We start from the raw sequence: 15,226 nt of genomic DNA, 5'->3' as shown, positions 1-15,226 counted from the left end.
AAAGGTCTCCTTATTTTGACTTTCTTATTTTTTATATGTCTTTCAAGTAGCTTTGCAAATGTTATCCGGTGTCCTTTGGATTCTCGGATCCAGTCTGAGAATAACAATAAGTCGTCATATTCGGACTTGACCCGAATATCCATTATTACCCATAAACTATTATATACTCTCAGCTGTTGTCTTTAATTTTTCAGATTTATCGGACATCTTATGCATTGCTTCATAGGCTTCACGCCACTCTGGATGCGCATTTTTAGGCCCCAAGGCATAAGGTGAAAACTCATCCGTTTGAATCACGTCATTAACGCGCTTCATCACATCTTTAAGTAACGTCACCTCATCATCACTAATAACATTATGCTGACGCGCCTTATCAATCGAATTACTCCAACTAGCTTTTGGTATCGTGCCGGCTTTAATCGCCTCTTTGATTTTCTTTTGCACAGGAATTGCAGCAAGCACTGCTTGATAAGCAAGCTCAACACGCCCTACCGGATCCTTGTCATCCTCAGGCACATAACACATTGATTTCATGCGTTGACGTGTTTTCTCATCTTTCAATAACGCTTGCGCCAGTTTATGATCCAAACGATCATCTGGCTTTTTAAATGGTTTACCATAAGGAAATGCCATAAACCGTAACGTGCCTGCCAACGCCTTATTCGGAAAGTTAGCAAAAATTTCATACAATGCATTTTGCGCTTCATATAGACAATGCTGCAAGCTCCAGCTAACAAATACATCATCAGCGGCAACCTCGCCATTATCTTTATAATATTTCAATACCGCACACGCCATATATAAGTAACTCATCACATCACCTAAACGCGCCGATAAACGCTCTTTACGTTTAAGTGCGCCACCTAAAGTTACCAGTGCAATATCATTGACACAGGCATATACCGTACTTAAGCGGGTAATGCGCTTGTAATATTTATTGAACTTAGATGAATAACCTTTTGCTGTCGCACCACAGGTAATGCCATACCAGAAGGTGCGTGCTGTATTTTTAATCATATAACTGATGTGCTTTTTCATCAATTTCGAGAATTGTTCAAAACCTTCTTTCTCATCTTTATTCATCAAGCTTTCAGACTCATCACGCACATATGGATGACAACGCATCGCACCCTGTCCAAAGATCATTAAGTTACGCGTCATGATATTAGCACCCTCAACCGTGATGCCAACAGGTGTCGCTTGATAGCCTCGTGCTAAATAATTATTGGGTCCCATAATCACAGCACGCCCAGCGTGAATATCCATCGCATGATTAAGGACGTTTCGACCCATTTCAGTTAAGTGATATTTAGAAATAGCCGATGCTACCGAGGGCTTAATACCTGCATCAACCGCTGCCACAGTAAACTGTCTTGTGGCATTGGCAAGATAGGCAAGACCACCCATTTGTGCAATTTTCTCTTCAACACCTTCAAAATAACCAATTGGTGATTTAAATTGCTCTCTGACCATACTATAGGCTGAGGTCATCACACTTGATAATAACGTATTGGCAGTGCCACACGCAGGTAGTGATATCGCCCGTCCAATCGATAAGCATTCAACCAGCATACGCCAGCCTTCACCTGCCATTTTTTGCCCGCCAATAATCCAATCAATCGGGATAAACAAATCTTTGCCACGAATAGTGCCATTCATAAAAGCTTGTGATAATGGATAGGCACGATTACCAATTTCAAGCCCAGGGTGATCATGTGGCAATAGTGCACAAGTAATGCCCTCTTTACCCATATCTCCTAACAATTGATCAGGATCATGCAGTTGAAATGCCAAGCCAACTAAGGTAGCAATCGGTGCTAAGGTAATATAACGCTTATTGATATTCTCCAAGCGTATGCCCAAAACTTCACGCCCATTATGCTCACCCTTGCAAACAACGCCTTTATCCGGTAAAGAAGTTGCATCAGAACCCGCCGTGGGTCCAGTTAATGCAAAACAGGGAATATCAATACCTGCTGCTAATTTTGGCAAGAACATATCTTTTTGCTCATTCGTGCCATAGTGATGCAATAACTCACCAGGCCCTAATGAATTAGGCACCATCACAGTTACTGCAGCTGAAACACTTTTGGTGGCAATCTTCATCACAATCTCAGAATGCGCGGCAGCTGAGAATCCTTTACCGCCATATTCCTTGCGAATGACCAATCCAAAAAAACCTTTTTCACGAATAAAATCCCATACAGCAACCGGTAGATCACGATCAACATGTGTTACCTGCCAATCATCAATCATTGAGCAAAGCGTAGTGGTTTCATTATCTAAGAAAGATTGTTCTTCTTCATTTAGCTGAAACTTCTGCAAACGATGCAACTCATCAAAGTCTGGCAAACCTTGGAAGACTTGCTTTTCATACCAACAGTCTCCTGCATCTAAGGCAACTTGCTCAGTTACCGAAATAGGTGGCATTGATTTTTTACTTGATTTATAGATTTTCTTGATCATGCGCGTTTCCTTAATCTTAACTTACTTAATCCAGCACTCTAAAGGTCAACCCTAACTACTCTTTGCCGCAAACACCCTCAATAATGATGCTTCTCCTAATGCAGCAAAGCCTTCCTTAAATCAGTTAGTCCTTCTTCATTATTTAGCAATATAACAGCGATTTTGTAAAAAATTAAGCGACAGCAACCAAAATATTCCCTAAATCATGCAAATAATATTGCAAAGCAACATAATTAATGCAATTCGCAGTGAATTTATTTACAACATGCAAGATAGACGTCTAGAATGTGGTTAAGCTTATTTTTGGTATATTTACTTATTTAGCTTTTTTGACTTTTGATAAAAACGGAGAGAAGACACTATGTCAGAAAAACCATGGATTAAACACTACCCAAATGACGTCCCTAGCGAAATTCCAGTTTCAACTGAAACATTAACCTCAATGCTAAAGCAAGCGGCATTAAAATTTCCAAATAACGTGGCACTTTCCTGCCATGACCATGATATCACCTATCAACAAGTTGATCATTACAGCAATAAAGTCGCGGCATTCCTGCATTATGAGCTCGGTTTTAAGCAAGGTGATAAAATCGCAATTATGCTACCAAACCTATTACAATTTCCAATTGTTCTTATCAGCATTCTAAAAATAGGCGCAAGTTTTGTTAACATCAATCCACTATACACCGCACATGAAATCAAAGAAATCATGGAGGACTCAGGTGCTACCGGTATTTTTGTATTAAGCACATTTGCCCACTTAGTACAAGAGGCTAAGAAAGATTTGCCGCAGGTTAGACACATGATCGCAACAGATCTTGTCGACTTATACGATTTCCCTAAAAAACAGATTATTCATTTTGTTGCAACCTATCTTAAGGGCATGAAAAGCAAACACGATCAATCTCAGTTTCATAAATTAAGCACGGCTCTCCACTACCACCGTAGTTTTGATGAAGCAAGTGTTAAAATTTCATGTGATGATATGGCATGTTTACAATACTCTAGTGGCACCACCGGCAAGCCTAAAGGCACCATATTATTACATCGTAATATTGTTGCTAACATTCAACAAGTATGGCTTTGGATTGGTAATCAAGTCGAACTGGATAAACAAATACTTATTGGCGCACTGCCGCTCTATCACATCTTTGCACTGACCGCTAATTTTTTCACCTTCTACCTTGCTGGTTCTAAACATATACTTATCCCTAATCCACGTGATATTAAGTCATTAGTTAAAACCATGCAAAAAACGCCATTTACTATTTTTAACAGTATTAACACTTTATATGCTGCCCTTTTACACAATGACACCTTCCGCCAATCAACTTTCCCACACTTCAAATATACATTAAGTGGCGGCATGTCGACGGTTAAACGCATTGCGGATGACTGGAAAGCAGTAACAGGGGTGACAATCCACGAGGCATATGGTCTATCTGAGATGTCACCTGCAGTTACTATTAATCGTTTTGATGATGATGTATTTAATGGCACCGTAGGTTATCCTCTACCTAGTACGGATGTCTCGATTCGTGATGATCAAGGCAATGATCTACCTGCCAATGAAAATGGTGAAATTTGGGTCAAAGGTCCGCAACAATCTCCAGGTTTTTGGCACTTAGACAAAGTGACCAAAGAGCACTTTACTGGTGATGGCTGGCTTAAAACTGGAGACATTGGATTCTTGGATGATATGGGTCGCTTAACGATTTCAGGACGCTCCAAAAATATGCTCATCGTTTCTGGCTTTAACGTCTTTCCAAAAGAAATTGAAAATACTATTTTACAAATCCCCGCAGTTAAAGATGTTGCTGTTGTCGGCGCGCCATCGCACTCAAGTGGTGAGAAACCGTTTGCCTTTGTGGTACTTGAGGATAACCAATCAGTTACTGCCAAAGAAATCACCGAGTTCTGTTATACGCGTCTCGCGCATTACAAAACACCAAAAGACATTATGTTCTTGGATGAACTACCTAAGAATCCCGTAGGTAAAGTATTAAAACAAGAACTTAAAGAGAAATATATTTTAAATCCTAAAGAGCATCATTGATCGTTTAGTACTTTGGCGTATCCTCTGCTCTAAATACGATACGCCAAGGTGGTCATAACCTTTGACTGGGCTTTCATAATTAACTTCGCCCACAGTGGAAATTCAACACCGCCGGCAAGGGTTGCTTCATCGGCATGTGACTGTTCATCTTTATACATTTGCATCAAAATCACACGTGATTTCTCATCCTGAGCAGGTAATTCATTTAAATGTGCTTCTAAATGGCGCATCACCTGTTTTTCAGTTTCAATCACAAAACCATAGCTTACTTTGTCACTAATCAGTCCGGCGACAGCACCGATAGAAAAGGAGCCGACATACCATAAAGGATTAAGTAAACTCTTTTTCGCATCCAAATCATTTAAGCGCGTTTCGCACCACGACAAATGATTATATTCTTCCTCTGCCGCATGATGTAAATGCGCACGTGTTTCATGCTCTTTCGCGACAAATGCCTGCCCTCGGTAGAGCGCCTGCGCACAGATCTCACCAGTGTGATCAACACGCATGAGTCCTGCCACATGTTTTGACTCAGTCGCGTCAAGTTCTGGCTCATTCATATCATGAGCGGGCGTCACTGACATTGGATTTTTTGCAGGCAAAACAACAGACTTTACAAAGTGTTGAAGCTCACCTAAACATTGGTCTAAAAATGAATGACTACGCATTGACATGGTTACTCTTTATTTATTGAAAAATCCATGCCCTGCATGTTATACCCATCACAAAGCATTTTAAAGTCTGGCGGCATATTTTAGCTAAATCATTTCCTTAACCAGCTCAACAAAGGTTTTAATCTTTGGCTGAACATATTGCTGTTTTTGATAGTACATATTGATATTGACCTGAGGTGACGTAAAATCCGCTATTTTAATCTCAACTAAAGAGCCACTTTTTAACTCATCGACGAGCATATAACGATGCGCTTGGATAATACCTAATCCATCTATGGCAAAACGTTTCATACAACTAATACTATTAACACTTAAGCGCGACTGACACTGTGCGTTTAATTGTGAATCACCTAATATGACCGCATCGCGCCCACTGTGCGCTATAAAGTCATGTGATCCTAATTGCGAGATATTTTTAGGTAACCCTTTACGCTCTAAATATTCAGATGAGGCACACAAAACATAGTCAGTACTATTTAAGCGATAAGCAACCACATCATCCGGTGGCGTCCAGTTAACACCAAACACAATATCGATGTTTTCCTGATATAACTCAGGCATACGCTCTTCAACAATCAGTTTAACTTCCATACTTGGATATAACTGTAAATAACGTTTGATAATGGGTGCCAAACTTTCCTCAACGAAATAATAATTACTACTAATACACAGCACGCCTTCTGGATGCTCATCAAAGCTATTAATCAATTGCCCAATGCCAAACCATTCACTTTCCAAGCGCTGACATTGCATTAATAGCTTATGTCCTTCTCGAGTGAGTTCAACCTTACGTGTTGTGCGTATCAGCAAATCTGCCTTAGCTAATAACTCTAACTGTTTAATATTTTGACTAATCGCAGATTTTGTAATCCCCAAAGCGTCAGCTGCCTTAGTAAAGCTCATGTGTTTAGCGACTGCCAAAAATGACGCTAACTGTACTAATGAAAAATCGCCTTGGAACATATAACTACCTTTAGTTCATTTTATCTATCTAAATCTTTTTACAGTAACAAGTTAATGCTTTAAACTCGAGAACTCTAATGACTGCCAATAATCTAAATACCTTGCAAATAGCGCATGATAATCCTCGGTAATATTAACACCCAAGCGCTTTAAAGCGCTCATTGTTTTGCTATTTTCTGTGGTAATAAAAGGGATTGTTTCCTCATTGTCATAATAATCGATCAATGGAAAAAGCGGATTGCTGTTAGCAATTTCTCTTAGCTTACTGCGCCATTGATCTAAGGCGATAACTTCAACCGAATGACCCAAATCATTAATAACCTTAAAGATATCCGCATAGGTTATTTGTACGTTATTAACAATATTCCAACCATTGGCTTGTGTATACGGCAGTTGTGATAAAGCAATAATACTTTGTGCCACTTGATCCACCGGAATCATCTCATGTTGCGAGTGTAGATCAGGTGCCACCCCCATCTCAATACAGCCTAGAATAAAGCGCGTTAAATTATTCTTTTCATAATTACTTTTTGCGGTGGTTGACTGCCCTGTAATTTGCCCTAAGCGATAAATATCAACAGCAATACCATGTTCTTGCGCTTTCCACAGCAACCATTCCGCTGCCCATTTAGTGACGGTATAGCCGAAACTTATATCAGGGTGAATGGGTGCAATTGGTGGCATACCTTCACGTGCAATGCTTGAAACACAATTAATTGCTGCATATTTTGTTGAAATAAAGTGAATGCGCTTTGGCTTAGTATGGCAAGCTAACTTAATAATCTCAGCCGTGCTGCCGACATTGGTTGGCGCCATACGTTCATAGCTTTGTAAATGGTGAACATACGCACCATTGTGATAAATCGCATCAAGATTCGTACTTAGCGACGCCCAATCATTATCACTTAGGCCAATCTTGGTTTCAGCGAGATTAACGATAACAATCTTAAGCAGTGGATGATCGATATGCGCATCAAATCCATAGCGTTTAAGATTAGCATCAAGCTTTGCTTTAGCATCTAAGTATGAATCACCACGAATCGCACAATGAATCACTGCCTTGGTATGCCTCATCAACTCATCAATTAAGTGCACACCAAGGTAACCATTGGCACCGGTAACAAGAACTTGAGCATATTCTTTTGGCAACATTTGTGTGCTTATACTCATAGGAGGAATATAGCGCTCGATATCACTTAATGCCATTAACAGATTACTGTTTAGTCTTATTTCAGTGGACATTGAAACTCCATGTCAATCAGATATAAACCATATTGTAGAAGTAAACACGCGCTGTTGCCAGTGGTGCATGCTTTAAGTACCTAAACAATAGTTCCTTGGTAATAATGGATATTCGGGTCAAGCCCTAATATGACAACTCAGTGCAAAGCAAGAAATTCTGTAAAATGGTTTGTGATGGGCATACCTGCTTTGTTAAAATCAAACGCAATATAGTTATTTTCAAATATTATACTCAATATGCAACAATTCTTTATTCAGGGTGAGTCGGGCGTTATTGAAACAGTCATTGATACACCTAAAGAGAATCTTCACCCTACAATAACTACAGTTATTTGCCACCCACATCCTTTGTTTCAGGGCACGATGAATAACAAAGTCATCACCACCATTGCCAAAGCATTTAATAACCTTGGCATTGAAGCTGTACGTTTTAACTACCGTGGTGTTGGGCAAAGTCAAGGTGAGTATGCTGATGGCATCGGTGAGCTTAAAGACACATTATCCGTGATTAATAATATCCTTGAGAGAAAACCCAATCAACAAATCATCCTTGCTGGCTTTTCTTTTGGCGGCTCAATTGCCTATAAAGCAGCAGCGCATTATGAGAATAGCATTAACTCTTTATTAACCATTGCACCTGCGGTTGTAAACTTCCCACTAGAGCAACAGCCTGAGCCTAAAATGCCGTGGTGTCTTATCCAAGGCATTGATGATGAAGTGGTAAGTTACACTGCAGTTAGTGAGTTTTTTATCCAAAAAACCACAGTGGACGCGACATTTATTCGATTAAATCACGTTGGACACTTTTTTCATGGGCAACTGGTGAGATTGAGAAAGCATCTTGAACAACATTATCAAAGTGAGATCAAATCATGGTAACAACAAACGATATTACACGCGTAAAAAACTATCTATTGGCATTACAAGATGATATTTGCGCCAAACTAGAAAAAATTGATGGCAAGCGTTTTCAAGAAGACAATTGGCAATATCAAAATGGTCAAGGTGGCGGGCGTACACGCGTATTAGAAAATGGCAATGTCATTGAAAAAGGTGGGGTAAACTTCTCACATATTGAGGGGAATGAACTACCCAAAGCCATTTTAGCAATGAAGCCTGAATTGACAGGATTTTCCTTTCAAGCAATGGGTGTGTCATTAGTTATTCATCCACAAAATCCTTACGCGCCAACCTCACACATGAATGTACGTTTATTTATTGCTGAAAAAGAAGGTCAAACACCCTTTTGGTGGTTTGGTGGCGGTTTTGACTTAACCCCTTTTTACGGCTTTGAAGAAGACTGCATCCACTGGCATACCATGGCATATAAGTCTTGTAAAGATTTTGGCGATAACACCTATGCCAAATACAAAAAACAATGTGATGAGTATTTCTATTTGCCACATAGGCAGGAGTGCCGCGGCATTGGCGGGTTATTCTTTGATTATTTGAATGATTGGGATTTTGAAACGTGCTTCCTATTCACCCAATCTGTGGGGAATCACTATATCAAAGCCTATGCACCGATTTTGGATAAGCGCAAAGATACTGTCTATGGTGAGCGTGAACGCGAATTTCAGCTTTATCGCCGTGGACGCTATGTTGAATTTAATCTTGTGATTGATCGCGGTACCCATTTTGGTTTGCAGTCCTCAGGACGCACTGAATCCATTTTGATGTCTTTACCGCCTTTAGTTAAATGGGTTTATAACTATCACCCGGAGGCTGGATCTCAAGAGGAAAAACTCTATATTGATTTTCTACCGGTTCGCGACTGGTTAGCCAGTAAATGACACATTGCAGCATAGTGAAGTACTCATAGTTAAACATCAAAACCACAAAAAGATAAGCTTTTACAGGCAGCCATAAAAATTGGTTGCACATTAACCAGAGATTCACTTGCATTTTCAAAAACTTTTTGCTGTAATACTGCCAGCGGTTAAAACGCGATCAGTTCTTTTTGCGTTTTGATCCGAGAGCCCACTTGATTGCATAGCAAACAAATTAAAGAAACAATTGAATAAAGATAAATTTAACCCATCCATCAACATGCAAATCAGGTGATTTTGTTGAACATAAGGAGTTAACCATGTTAGATCTTGATATTGAACTAACTCAACATACAAAAACCGCCTTTCAACAGCCAATGACTGAGCAAAGTGGTGCGCTGATGCGCAACGTCTATGTTCTCAATGATGATTTTACACCCATGGAATTTGTTCTTGAACTAATGCAAAATATTTTTAAACTCCATGCTCAAAAGGCTGAGAAAGTCACAATGGAAGCCCACTACAAAGGTAAAGCACTTTGTGGCAAATACGCTAAGGACTTAGCTGAAACAATGGCTTGCAAAGCAATGGAAATTGCACAAAAAGCTGGGCATCCACTCATGCTTATCACGAGTAAGGCATAACGCATTTATTCGTCCTGACTAATTTTTTCTTAAAATAAAACTCGATTTAGTAGTTTCGAGTTTTTTTGTGCCTGCAATTCGTCTATTATAAAACGTAAGGATTATAAAACTATTGCAGGTGTCGTATGCTAAGTAAGGAACTAGAACAAACATTAAATCAAGCATTTCAGCATGCAAGAGACCTAAAACATGAATATTTAACTGTTGAGCACTTATTAAGTGCGTTGGTCGATAATGCTGATGCAAAGAAAGTATTAAAAGCGTGTGGAGCTAACCTTCCTGAGCTTAAAAATGTTTTAAATACATTTATCGATCAATCCACGCCAAAAATCACCGAAGATGGTAAAGATACTCAGCCAACGCTTGGCTTTCAGCGTGTTTTGCAGCGCGCGGTATTTCATGTACAGTCTTCAGGGCGCGGTGAAGTGCAAGGCTCGAATGTATTGGTTGCTATTTTTAGTGAACAAGATAGTCAAGCAGTAAGCTTTCTCAAACAGCAAAATGTTACACGCTTAGATGTGGTAAATTACCTTTCACATGGTGTTTCCAATAATAACAATACCAACCAAAGCACTCAGCAAACCATTTCCAATGCACCAACTGAAGAACAAAAAGAAAAAACGCCACTTGAGTTATACGCGGTTAATCTTAATCAGCGTGCTAAAGATGGTAAAATTGACCGTTTAATTGGGCGTGATTATGAAATTGAACGCGTCACTCAAGTGCTATGTCGTCGTCGTAAAAATAACCCTTTACTTGTCGGTGAAGCAGGCGTTGGCAAAACAGCTATTGCCGAAGGCTTGGCTAAGAAAATCGTTGATAAGCAAGTGCCTGATGTATTAGCAAATGGCGTTATCTACTCGCTTGATATGGGCACATTACTTGCGGGCACTAAATATCGTGGCGATTTTGAGAAGCGCTTTAAAGAAGTTTTAAAGCAACTTCAAGAAGAAGAAGGTGCGATTTTATTTATCGATGAAATCCACACGATTGTCGGCGCGGGTGCTGCATCCGGAGGTGTCATGGATGCCTCAAATTTAATTAAACCCGCGCTTGCTTCCGGTGATTTAAAATGTGTAGGGTCTACTACTTACCAAGAATATCGCACAATTTTTGAGAAAGATCATGCACTAGCACGACGCTTCCAAAAAGTTGATGTCGAAGAACCAACGATTGATCAAACATTTGAAATTTTAAAAGGCTTAAAGCCTTATTTCGAGGATCACCACAATATCAAATATACCTTGCCAGCATTACAAGCTGCCGCTGAGCTCTCCGCTAAGTATATTACTGAGCGCTTTTTACCTGATAAAGCAATCGATGTTATTGATGAGCTTGGCGCTTATCAACGCACAAGTGGCAACGCTAAGAAAAAGAAACTCATCAATGTCACCGATGTTGAAAATATGGTTGCACGTCTGGCTCGAATCCCTGCCAAAACGGTTTCTGCCTCAGATAAAAGCTCGATGGCAAATCTTGGTAAAGATCTTAAAATGCTGGTCTATGGACAAGATGAAGCGATTGAAGCCATGGTTGATACGATTAAATTAGCAAGAGCCGGATTAAGAGACCCTAATAAACCTTGGGGATCATTCTTGTTTGCAGGTCCCACGGGTGTTGGTAAAACAGAAGTAACACAACAACTTGCTAACTTGCTCGGTGTTGAGCTTTTGCGCTTTGATATGTCTGAATATATGGAAAGGCATACCGTATCGCGCTTAATCGGCTCGCCTCCTGGTTATGTCGGCTATGAAGAAGGTGGTTTGTTAACTGAAGCCGTAACTAAACATCCTTATGCCGTTGTTCTCCTAGATGAGATTGAAAAGGCGCATCCTGATATTTATAACTTGTTACTACAGGTTATGGATCACGGGACATTAACAGATAACAACGGGCGCAAGGCTGACTTTAGAAACATCATTTTGATTATGACAACCAATGCTGGCGCTTTTGAATCACAAAAAAATTCAATCGGTTTTGCTAAACAAGATAGTGCACCTGATAGCATGGATGCGCTTAAGCGTGTCTTTACCCCTGAGTTTAGAAACCGCTTAGACGCTGTTATTCAGTTTGCTTCACTATCTAAAGAAGATGTTAAATCCGTCGTTGATAAATTCTTGGCACAACTGCAAGGACAACTTGATCAACGCGGCGTCTCTCTTGAGGTTGATGACAAAGCCAAAGACTGGTTAGCAGAGCATGGTTATGATGAGAAAATGGGCGCACGCCCAATGGCGCGCTTAATCCAGGAATCCATCAAAAAACCACTCGCTGAAGAAATCCTTTTTGGTAAGCTTTCCAATGGTGGTCGTGCTGAGCTAACTGTCAAAAACGATAAGTTGGTGTTTAAATACAGTTAACCACCTCCAAATAAGTCATATTTTTTCGTAATCGAGCAATCAAAATTTAAGCCATGTCACCATGGCTTAAACCGTTCACTAAGCTCATAAATTCAATGGCAGAAATACTATAAAATGGTTTGTCAGCGGTATATAATGCCTATACTTTTGATCTATCAATAAGACAAATGCTTATTTATCCAAACATTGATCCGGTTGCTTTATCACTTGGTCCGATAAAAGTGCACTGGTATGGCATCATGTATTTAGTTGGCTTTGCAGGCGCTTGGTTTTTATCAAGCCTTCGCTGCAAGAAACCTTATAGCCCAATTACCAAAGCTCAAGTCTCTGATATGATTTTTTACGCCGCCCTTGGTGTGATTCTTGGCGGGCGTATCGGCTATATGCTGTTTTATGATTTTAGTAACTTTATTCATGCGCCTTGGATTATCTTCAAAGTCTGGGATGGCGGCATGGCTTTTCATGGTGGCTTAATCGGTGTGATCCTTGCTATTTCATTATTTTGCCGGAAATATAAATGCAATGTTTTTGATATCTTAGACTTTATCGCACCGATGGTGCCGATTGGTTTAGGTGCCGGACGCTTAGGTAATTTTATCAATGGTGAGTTATGGGGGCGTGTGACCGACTCATCAATTGGCATAGTGTTTCCTAATGGTGGACCACTGCCACGCTACCCTTCGCAACTGCTAGAGTTTGCCCTTGAAGGCGTTGTCTTATTCTTAATCTTATGGTTTATTTCCAGAAAACAACGTCCACGCTTATTTGTTTCTGCCAACTTCTTATTATGGTACGGCTTATTTAGATTTATCGCTGAGTTTTTCCGCCAGCCAGACCCACAAATGGGTTATATGCTCTTTAACTGGATGACTATGGGGCAATTACTTTCAACTCCGATGATCGTCGTTGGCTTAATTATTTTGTTATATATCACTACCCAAAAAACACAAGATAAGGTAAAGGATAATAATGCAGCAGTATCTTAATTTCTTGCGCCACATCAAGGAGCATGGTGTCACTAAGACCGATCGCACAGGCACAGGCACACAAAGCGTTTTTGGCTATCAAATGCGTTTTGATTTAAGCGAAGGCTTCCCATTAGTTACAACCAAGAAAATTCATATTAAAAGTGTCATTCACGAATTACTATGGTTCTTAAAGGGGGACACCAATAATAATTATCTTGCCGAAAATGGCGTGCGCATCTGGAATGACTGGGCACTTGAAGATGGTGATCTTGGTCCTATTTATGGCAAACAATGGCGCAGTTGGCAGACACCTGACGGTCAAGTGATTGATCAAATCGAAAAAGCCGTCAACTTAATTAAAACACGCCCTGATTCAAGACGAATTATCGTTAATAGTTGGAATCCCAGTGTATTGCCTGATGAGTCGATCTCGCCACAGGATAATGTCAGGATGGGCAAAGCGGCATTACCCCCTTGTCACACGCTTTTTCAGTTTTATGTTGCTGATGGCAAGTTGTCGTGCATGCTCACTCAACGCTCAGCCGATGCCTTTTTAGGCGTGCCGTTTAACATTGCTTCTTATGCACTGTTAACGCATATAGTCGCCAAAGAGTGTGACCTTGAGGTCGGTGATTTTATCTGGTCAGGAGGTGATTGTCATATTTATAGCAATCATCACGAACAGATTAATGAGCAGCTAACACGCACACCACTGCCATTGCCAACGTTACAGATCAAACGTAAGGCACCAACAGTTTTTGATTATCAATTCAATGACTTTGAAATCGTTAATTATCAATATCACCCAGCCATTAAAGCACAGGTAGCTGTCTAATGAATGAACAAACCACTTCTCTTGATCGCAGTGCAATTAAAGTTTTATTACTTGAGGGCGTGCATGCCCAAGCGCATAACGCCTTTGTCCAAGCAGGTTATAGCAATATCACCTCACTAACGCATGCCTTGGATGATGATGCCCTTATTGAGGCTTTACAAAGTGTTAAAATCGTTGGTGTGCGTTCACGTACTCAACTTACTGAAGCTGTCCTTAAAGCCTGTCCGCATTTGATTGCGATTGGTTGCTTTTGCATTGGCACCAATCAGGTGAATTTAACAACGGCACAAAGTCTTGGTATCCCTGTTTTTAATGCGCCTTTTTCCAATACGCGTAGCGTGGCTGAGCTTGTCATTGGTCAGATGATCTTACTTTATCGCAATGTTATTGATAAAAACATGCAGATGCATCGCCAAAATTGGATTAAATCAGCTAGTGGCGCACATGAGGTGCGTGGCAAAACATTAGGTATTATTGGCTATGGTCACATTGGCTCACAAGTTAGCGTCCTTGCTGAAAGCTTAGGTTTAAGGGTTATTTTCCACGATATTGAAAACAAATTGCCATTAGGTAATGCCACCGCGTCCGTTAATCTAGCAACTCTTCTTGATGAAGCTGATATTGTGACGCTACACGTACCTGATACCCCAGCCACTAAAAACATGATTACTGCCAAAGAGCTCAAGCTTATGAAAAAAGGTAGTGTGTTGATCAATGCTTCACGCGGGAGCGTGGTTGATATTCATGCTTTAGCACAAGCGATCAAAACCAAACATCTAAAAGGTGCGGCAATTGATGTGTTCCCAAAAGAGCCATCAAGTAATGGCGAAATTTTTGAAAGTGAGCTTATCGGACTTGATAATGTATTCTTAACACCACACATTGGTGGCAGCACATTAGAGGCACAACAAAATATTGCCGTTGAAGTTGCGGATAAACTCATAAAATATAGTGACAATGGCTCAACCATTTCAGCAGTAAACTTCCCTGAGTTATCACTACCGACACAAGATAATGTTCATCGTATTTTGCATATCCATGAGAATAAACCTGGAATGATGCGTGCGATTAACCGTGTTTTCTTTGATCATAACATCAACGTCGAGGGTCAATTTTTGCGAACCCTTGCCAATATTGGTTATGTTGTTATTGATATCAATAGTAGCGAAGAAACCTCACGCGCCTTACTACAAAAGCTCAAAGCCATCGATGGCACAATTCGCTCACGCGTTTTATTCTAACTTAACCC

The 15,226-nt window shown here is 40.2% G+C and carries 12 protein-coding genes; 8 read left to right on the top strand and 4 right to left on the bottom strand.

Annotation, left to right across the window (positions count from 1 at the left end):
- Positions 1 to 159 precede the first annotated feature (159 nt).
- Positions 160 to 2,466 (bottom strand): acyl-CoA dehydrogenase, encoded by a 2,307-nt coding sequence (locus tag DNJ75_RS08380; protein WP_117003003.1) that lies wholly within the window; start codon positions 2,464 to 2,466, stop codon positions 160 to 162.
- Positions 2,467 to 2,827: 361 nt separating this feature from the next.
- Between DNJ75_RS08380 and DNJ75_RS08375 the strand changes: the two genes are divergently transcribed.
- Positions 2,828 to 4,522 carry a long-chain-fatty-acid--CoA ligase gene (locus DNJ75_RS08375; RefSeq protein ID WP_117003002.1) on the top strand — a complete coding sequence of 565 codons (1,695 nt, stop codon included), beginning with the start codon at positions 2,828 to 2,830 and terminating at the stop codon, positions 4,520 to 4,522.
- Between the two features lie 29 nt (positions 4,523 to 4,551).
- On the opposite strand, the gene coq7 is transcribed toward DNJ75_RS08375, so the two are convergent.
- The 3 genes from coq7 to DNJ75_RS08360 all read right to left on the bottom strand — a co-directional run bounded on the left by coq7 (position 4,552) and on the right by DNJ75_RS08360 (position 7,401).
- Positions 4,552 to 5,190 carry a 2-polyprenyl-3-methyl-6-methoxy-1,4-benzoquinone monooxygenase gene (gene coq7, locus DNJ75_RS08370; protein WP_117003014.1) on the bottom strand — a complete coding sequence of 213 codons (639 nt, stop codon included), beginning with the start codon at positions 5,188 to 5,190 and terminating at the stop codon, positions 4,552 to 4,554.
- 90 nt (positions 5,191 to 5,280) lie between these two features.
- Positions 5,281 to 6,159 carry a LysR family transcriptional regulator gene (locus DNJ75_RS08365; protein WP_117003001.1) on the bottom strand — a complete coding sequence of 293 codons (879 nt, stop codon included), beginning with the start codon at positions 6,157 to 6,159 and terminating at the stop codon, positions 5,281 to 5,283.
- Positions 6,160 to 6,210: 51 nt separating this feature from the next.
- The gene (locus DNJ75_RS08360; RefSeq protein ID WP_117003000.1) at positions 6,211 to 7,401 is read right to left on the bottom strand and encodes a thioester reductase domain-containing protein; all 1,191 of its coding nucleotides are present in this window, start codon (positions 7,399 to 7,401) and stop codon (positions 6,211 to 6,213) included.
- Between the two features lie 237 nt (positions 7,402 to 7,638).
- Between DNJ75_RS08360 and DNJ75_RS08355 the strand changes: the two genes are divergently transcribed.
- The 7 genes from DNJ75_RS08355 (at position 7,639) to serA (ending at position 15,218) form a co-directional block, all read left to right on the top strand.
- Complete coding sequence (locus DNJ75_RS08355; RefSeq protein ID WP_117002999.1) at positions 7,639 to 8,280, top strand: alpha/beta hydrolase; 642 nt, start codon at positions 7,639 to 7,641, stop codon at positions 8,278 to 8,280.
- The gene (gene hemF, locus DNJ75_RS08350) at positions 8,274 to 9,194 is read left to right on the top strand and encodes an oxygen-dependent coproporphyrinogen oxidase (RefSeq protein ID WP_117002998.1); all 921 of its coding nucleotides are present in this window, start codon (positions 8,274 to 8,276) and stop codon (positions 9,192 to 9,194) included. Before DNJ75_RS08355 ends, hemF begins: the two co-directional genes overlap by 7 nt.
- A 296-nt stretch (positions 9,195 to 9,490) precedes the next feature.
- Positions 9,491 to 9,814: an ATP-dependent Clp protease adaptor ClpS gene (locus tag DNJ75_RS08340; RefSeq protein ID WP_117002996.1), complete on the top strand. Its 324-nt coding sequence runs from the start codon at positions 9,491 to 9,493 to the stop codon at positions 9,812 to 9,814.
- Positions 9,815 to 9,939: 125 nt separating this feature from the next.
- A complete protein-coding gene (clpA, locus tag DNJ75_RS08335; RefSeq protein WP_117002995.1) occupies positions 9,940 to 12,174 on the top strand; it encodes an ATP-dependent Clp protease ATP-binding subunit ClpA in 2,235 nt (744 codons plus the stop codon).
- A gap of 167 nt (positions 12,175 to 12,341) precedes the next feature.
- Positions 12,342 to 13,160: a prolipoprotein diacylglyceryl transferase gene (gene lgt, locus DNJ75_RS08330; protein ID WP_117003013.1), complete on the top strand. Its 819-nt coding sequence runs from the start codon at positions 12,342 to 12,344 to the stop codon at positions 13,158 to 13,160.
- Positions 13,144 to 13,977, top strand: a complete 834-nt coding sequence (locus DNJ75_RS08325; protein WP_117002994.1) for a thymidylate synthase — start codon at positions 13,144 to 13,146, stop codon at positions 13,975 to 13,977. Before lgt ends, DNJ75_RS08325 begins: the two co-directional genes overlap by 17 nt.
- Entirely contained in the window at positions 13,977 to 15,218 is a 1,242-nt protein-coding gene (serA, locus tag DNJ75_RS08320) for a phosphoglycerate dehydrogenase (protein ID WP_117002993.1), read from the top strand. The genes DNJ75_RS08325 and serA overlap by 1 nt, the downstream gene beginning before the upstream one ends.
- Positions 15,219 to 15,226 lie beyond the last annotated feature (8 nt).

Origin of the sequence: Cysteiniphilum litorale, assembly GCF_003428165.1 — a bacterium.
In the GTDB taxonomy this organism is placed as follows: Bacteria; Pseudomonadota; Gammaproteobacteria; order Francisellales; family Francisellaceae; genus Caedibacter; species Caedibacter litoralis.
Note: the sequence above shows the minus strand (reverse complement) of the source record. Positions and strands in the feature narration are given on the sequence as shown.

Bases quoted from the DNA above. Each gene is read 5' to 3' on its own strand.
- DNJ75_RS08380 (WP_117003003.1), bottom strand. From the start codon at position 2,466: ATGATCAAGAAAATCTATAAATCAAGTAAAAAATCAATGCCACCTATT.
- DNJ75_RS08375 (WP_117003002.1), top strand. From the start codon at position 2,828: ATGTCAGAAAAACCATGGATTAAACACTACCCAAATGACGTCCCTAGC.
- coq7 (WP_117003014.1), bottom strand. From the start codon at position 5,190: ATGCGTAGTCATTCATTTTTAGACCAATGTTTAGGTGAGCTTCAACAC.
- DNJ75_RS08365 (WP_117003001.1), bottom strand. From the start codon at position 6,159: ATGTTCCAAGGCGATTTTTCATTAGTACAGTTAGCGTCATTTTTGGCA.
- DNJ75_RS08360 (WP_117003000.1), bottom strand. From the start codon at position 7,401: ATGTCCACTGAAATAAGACTAAACAGTAATCTGTTAATGGCATTAAGT.
- DNJ75_RS08355 (WP_117002999.1), top strand. From the start codon at position 7,639: ATGCAACAATTCTTTATTCAGGGTGAGTCGGGCGTTATTGAAACAGTC.
- hemF (WP_117002998.1), top strand. From the start codon at position 8,274: ATGGTAACAACAAACGATATTACACGCGTAAAAAACTATCTATTGGCA.
- DNJ75_RS08340 (WP_117002996.1), top strand. From the start codon at position 9,491: ATGTTAGATCTTGATATTGAACTAACTCAACATACAAAAACCGCCTTT.
- clpA (WP_117002995.1), top strand. From the start codon at position 9,940: ATGCTAAGTAAGGAACTAGAACAAACATTAAATCAAGCATTTCAGCAT.
- lgt (WP_117003013.1), top strand. From the start codon at position 12,342: ATGCTTATTTATCCAAACATTGATCCGGTTGCTTTATCACTTGGTCCG.
- DNJ75_RS08325 (WP_117002994.1), top strand. From the start codon at position 13,144: ATGCAGCAGTATCTTAATTTCTTGCGCCACATCAAGGAGCATGGTGTC.
- serA (WP_117002993.1), top strand. From the start codon at position 13,977: ATGAATGAACAAACCACTTCTCTTGATCGCAGTGCAATTAAAGTTTTA.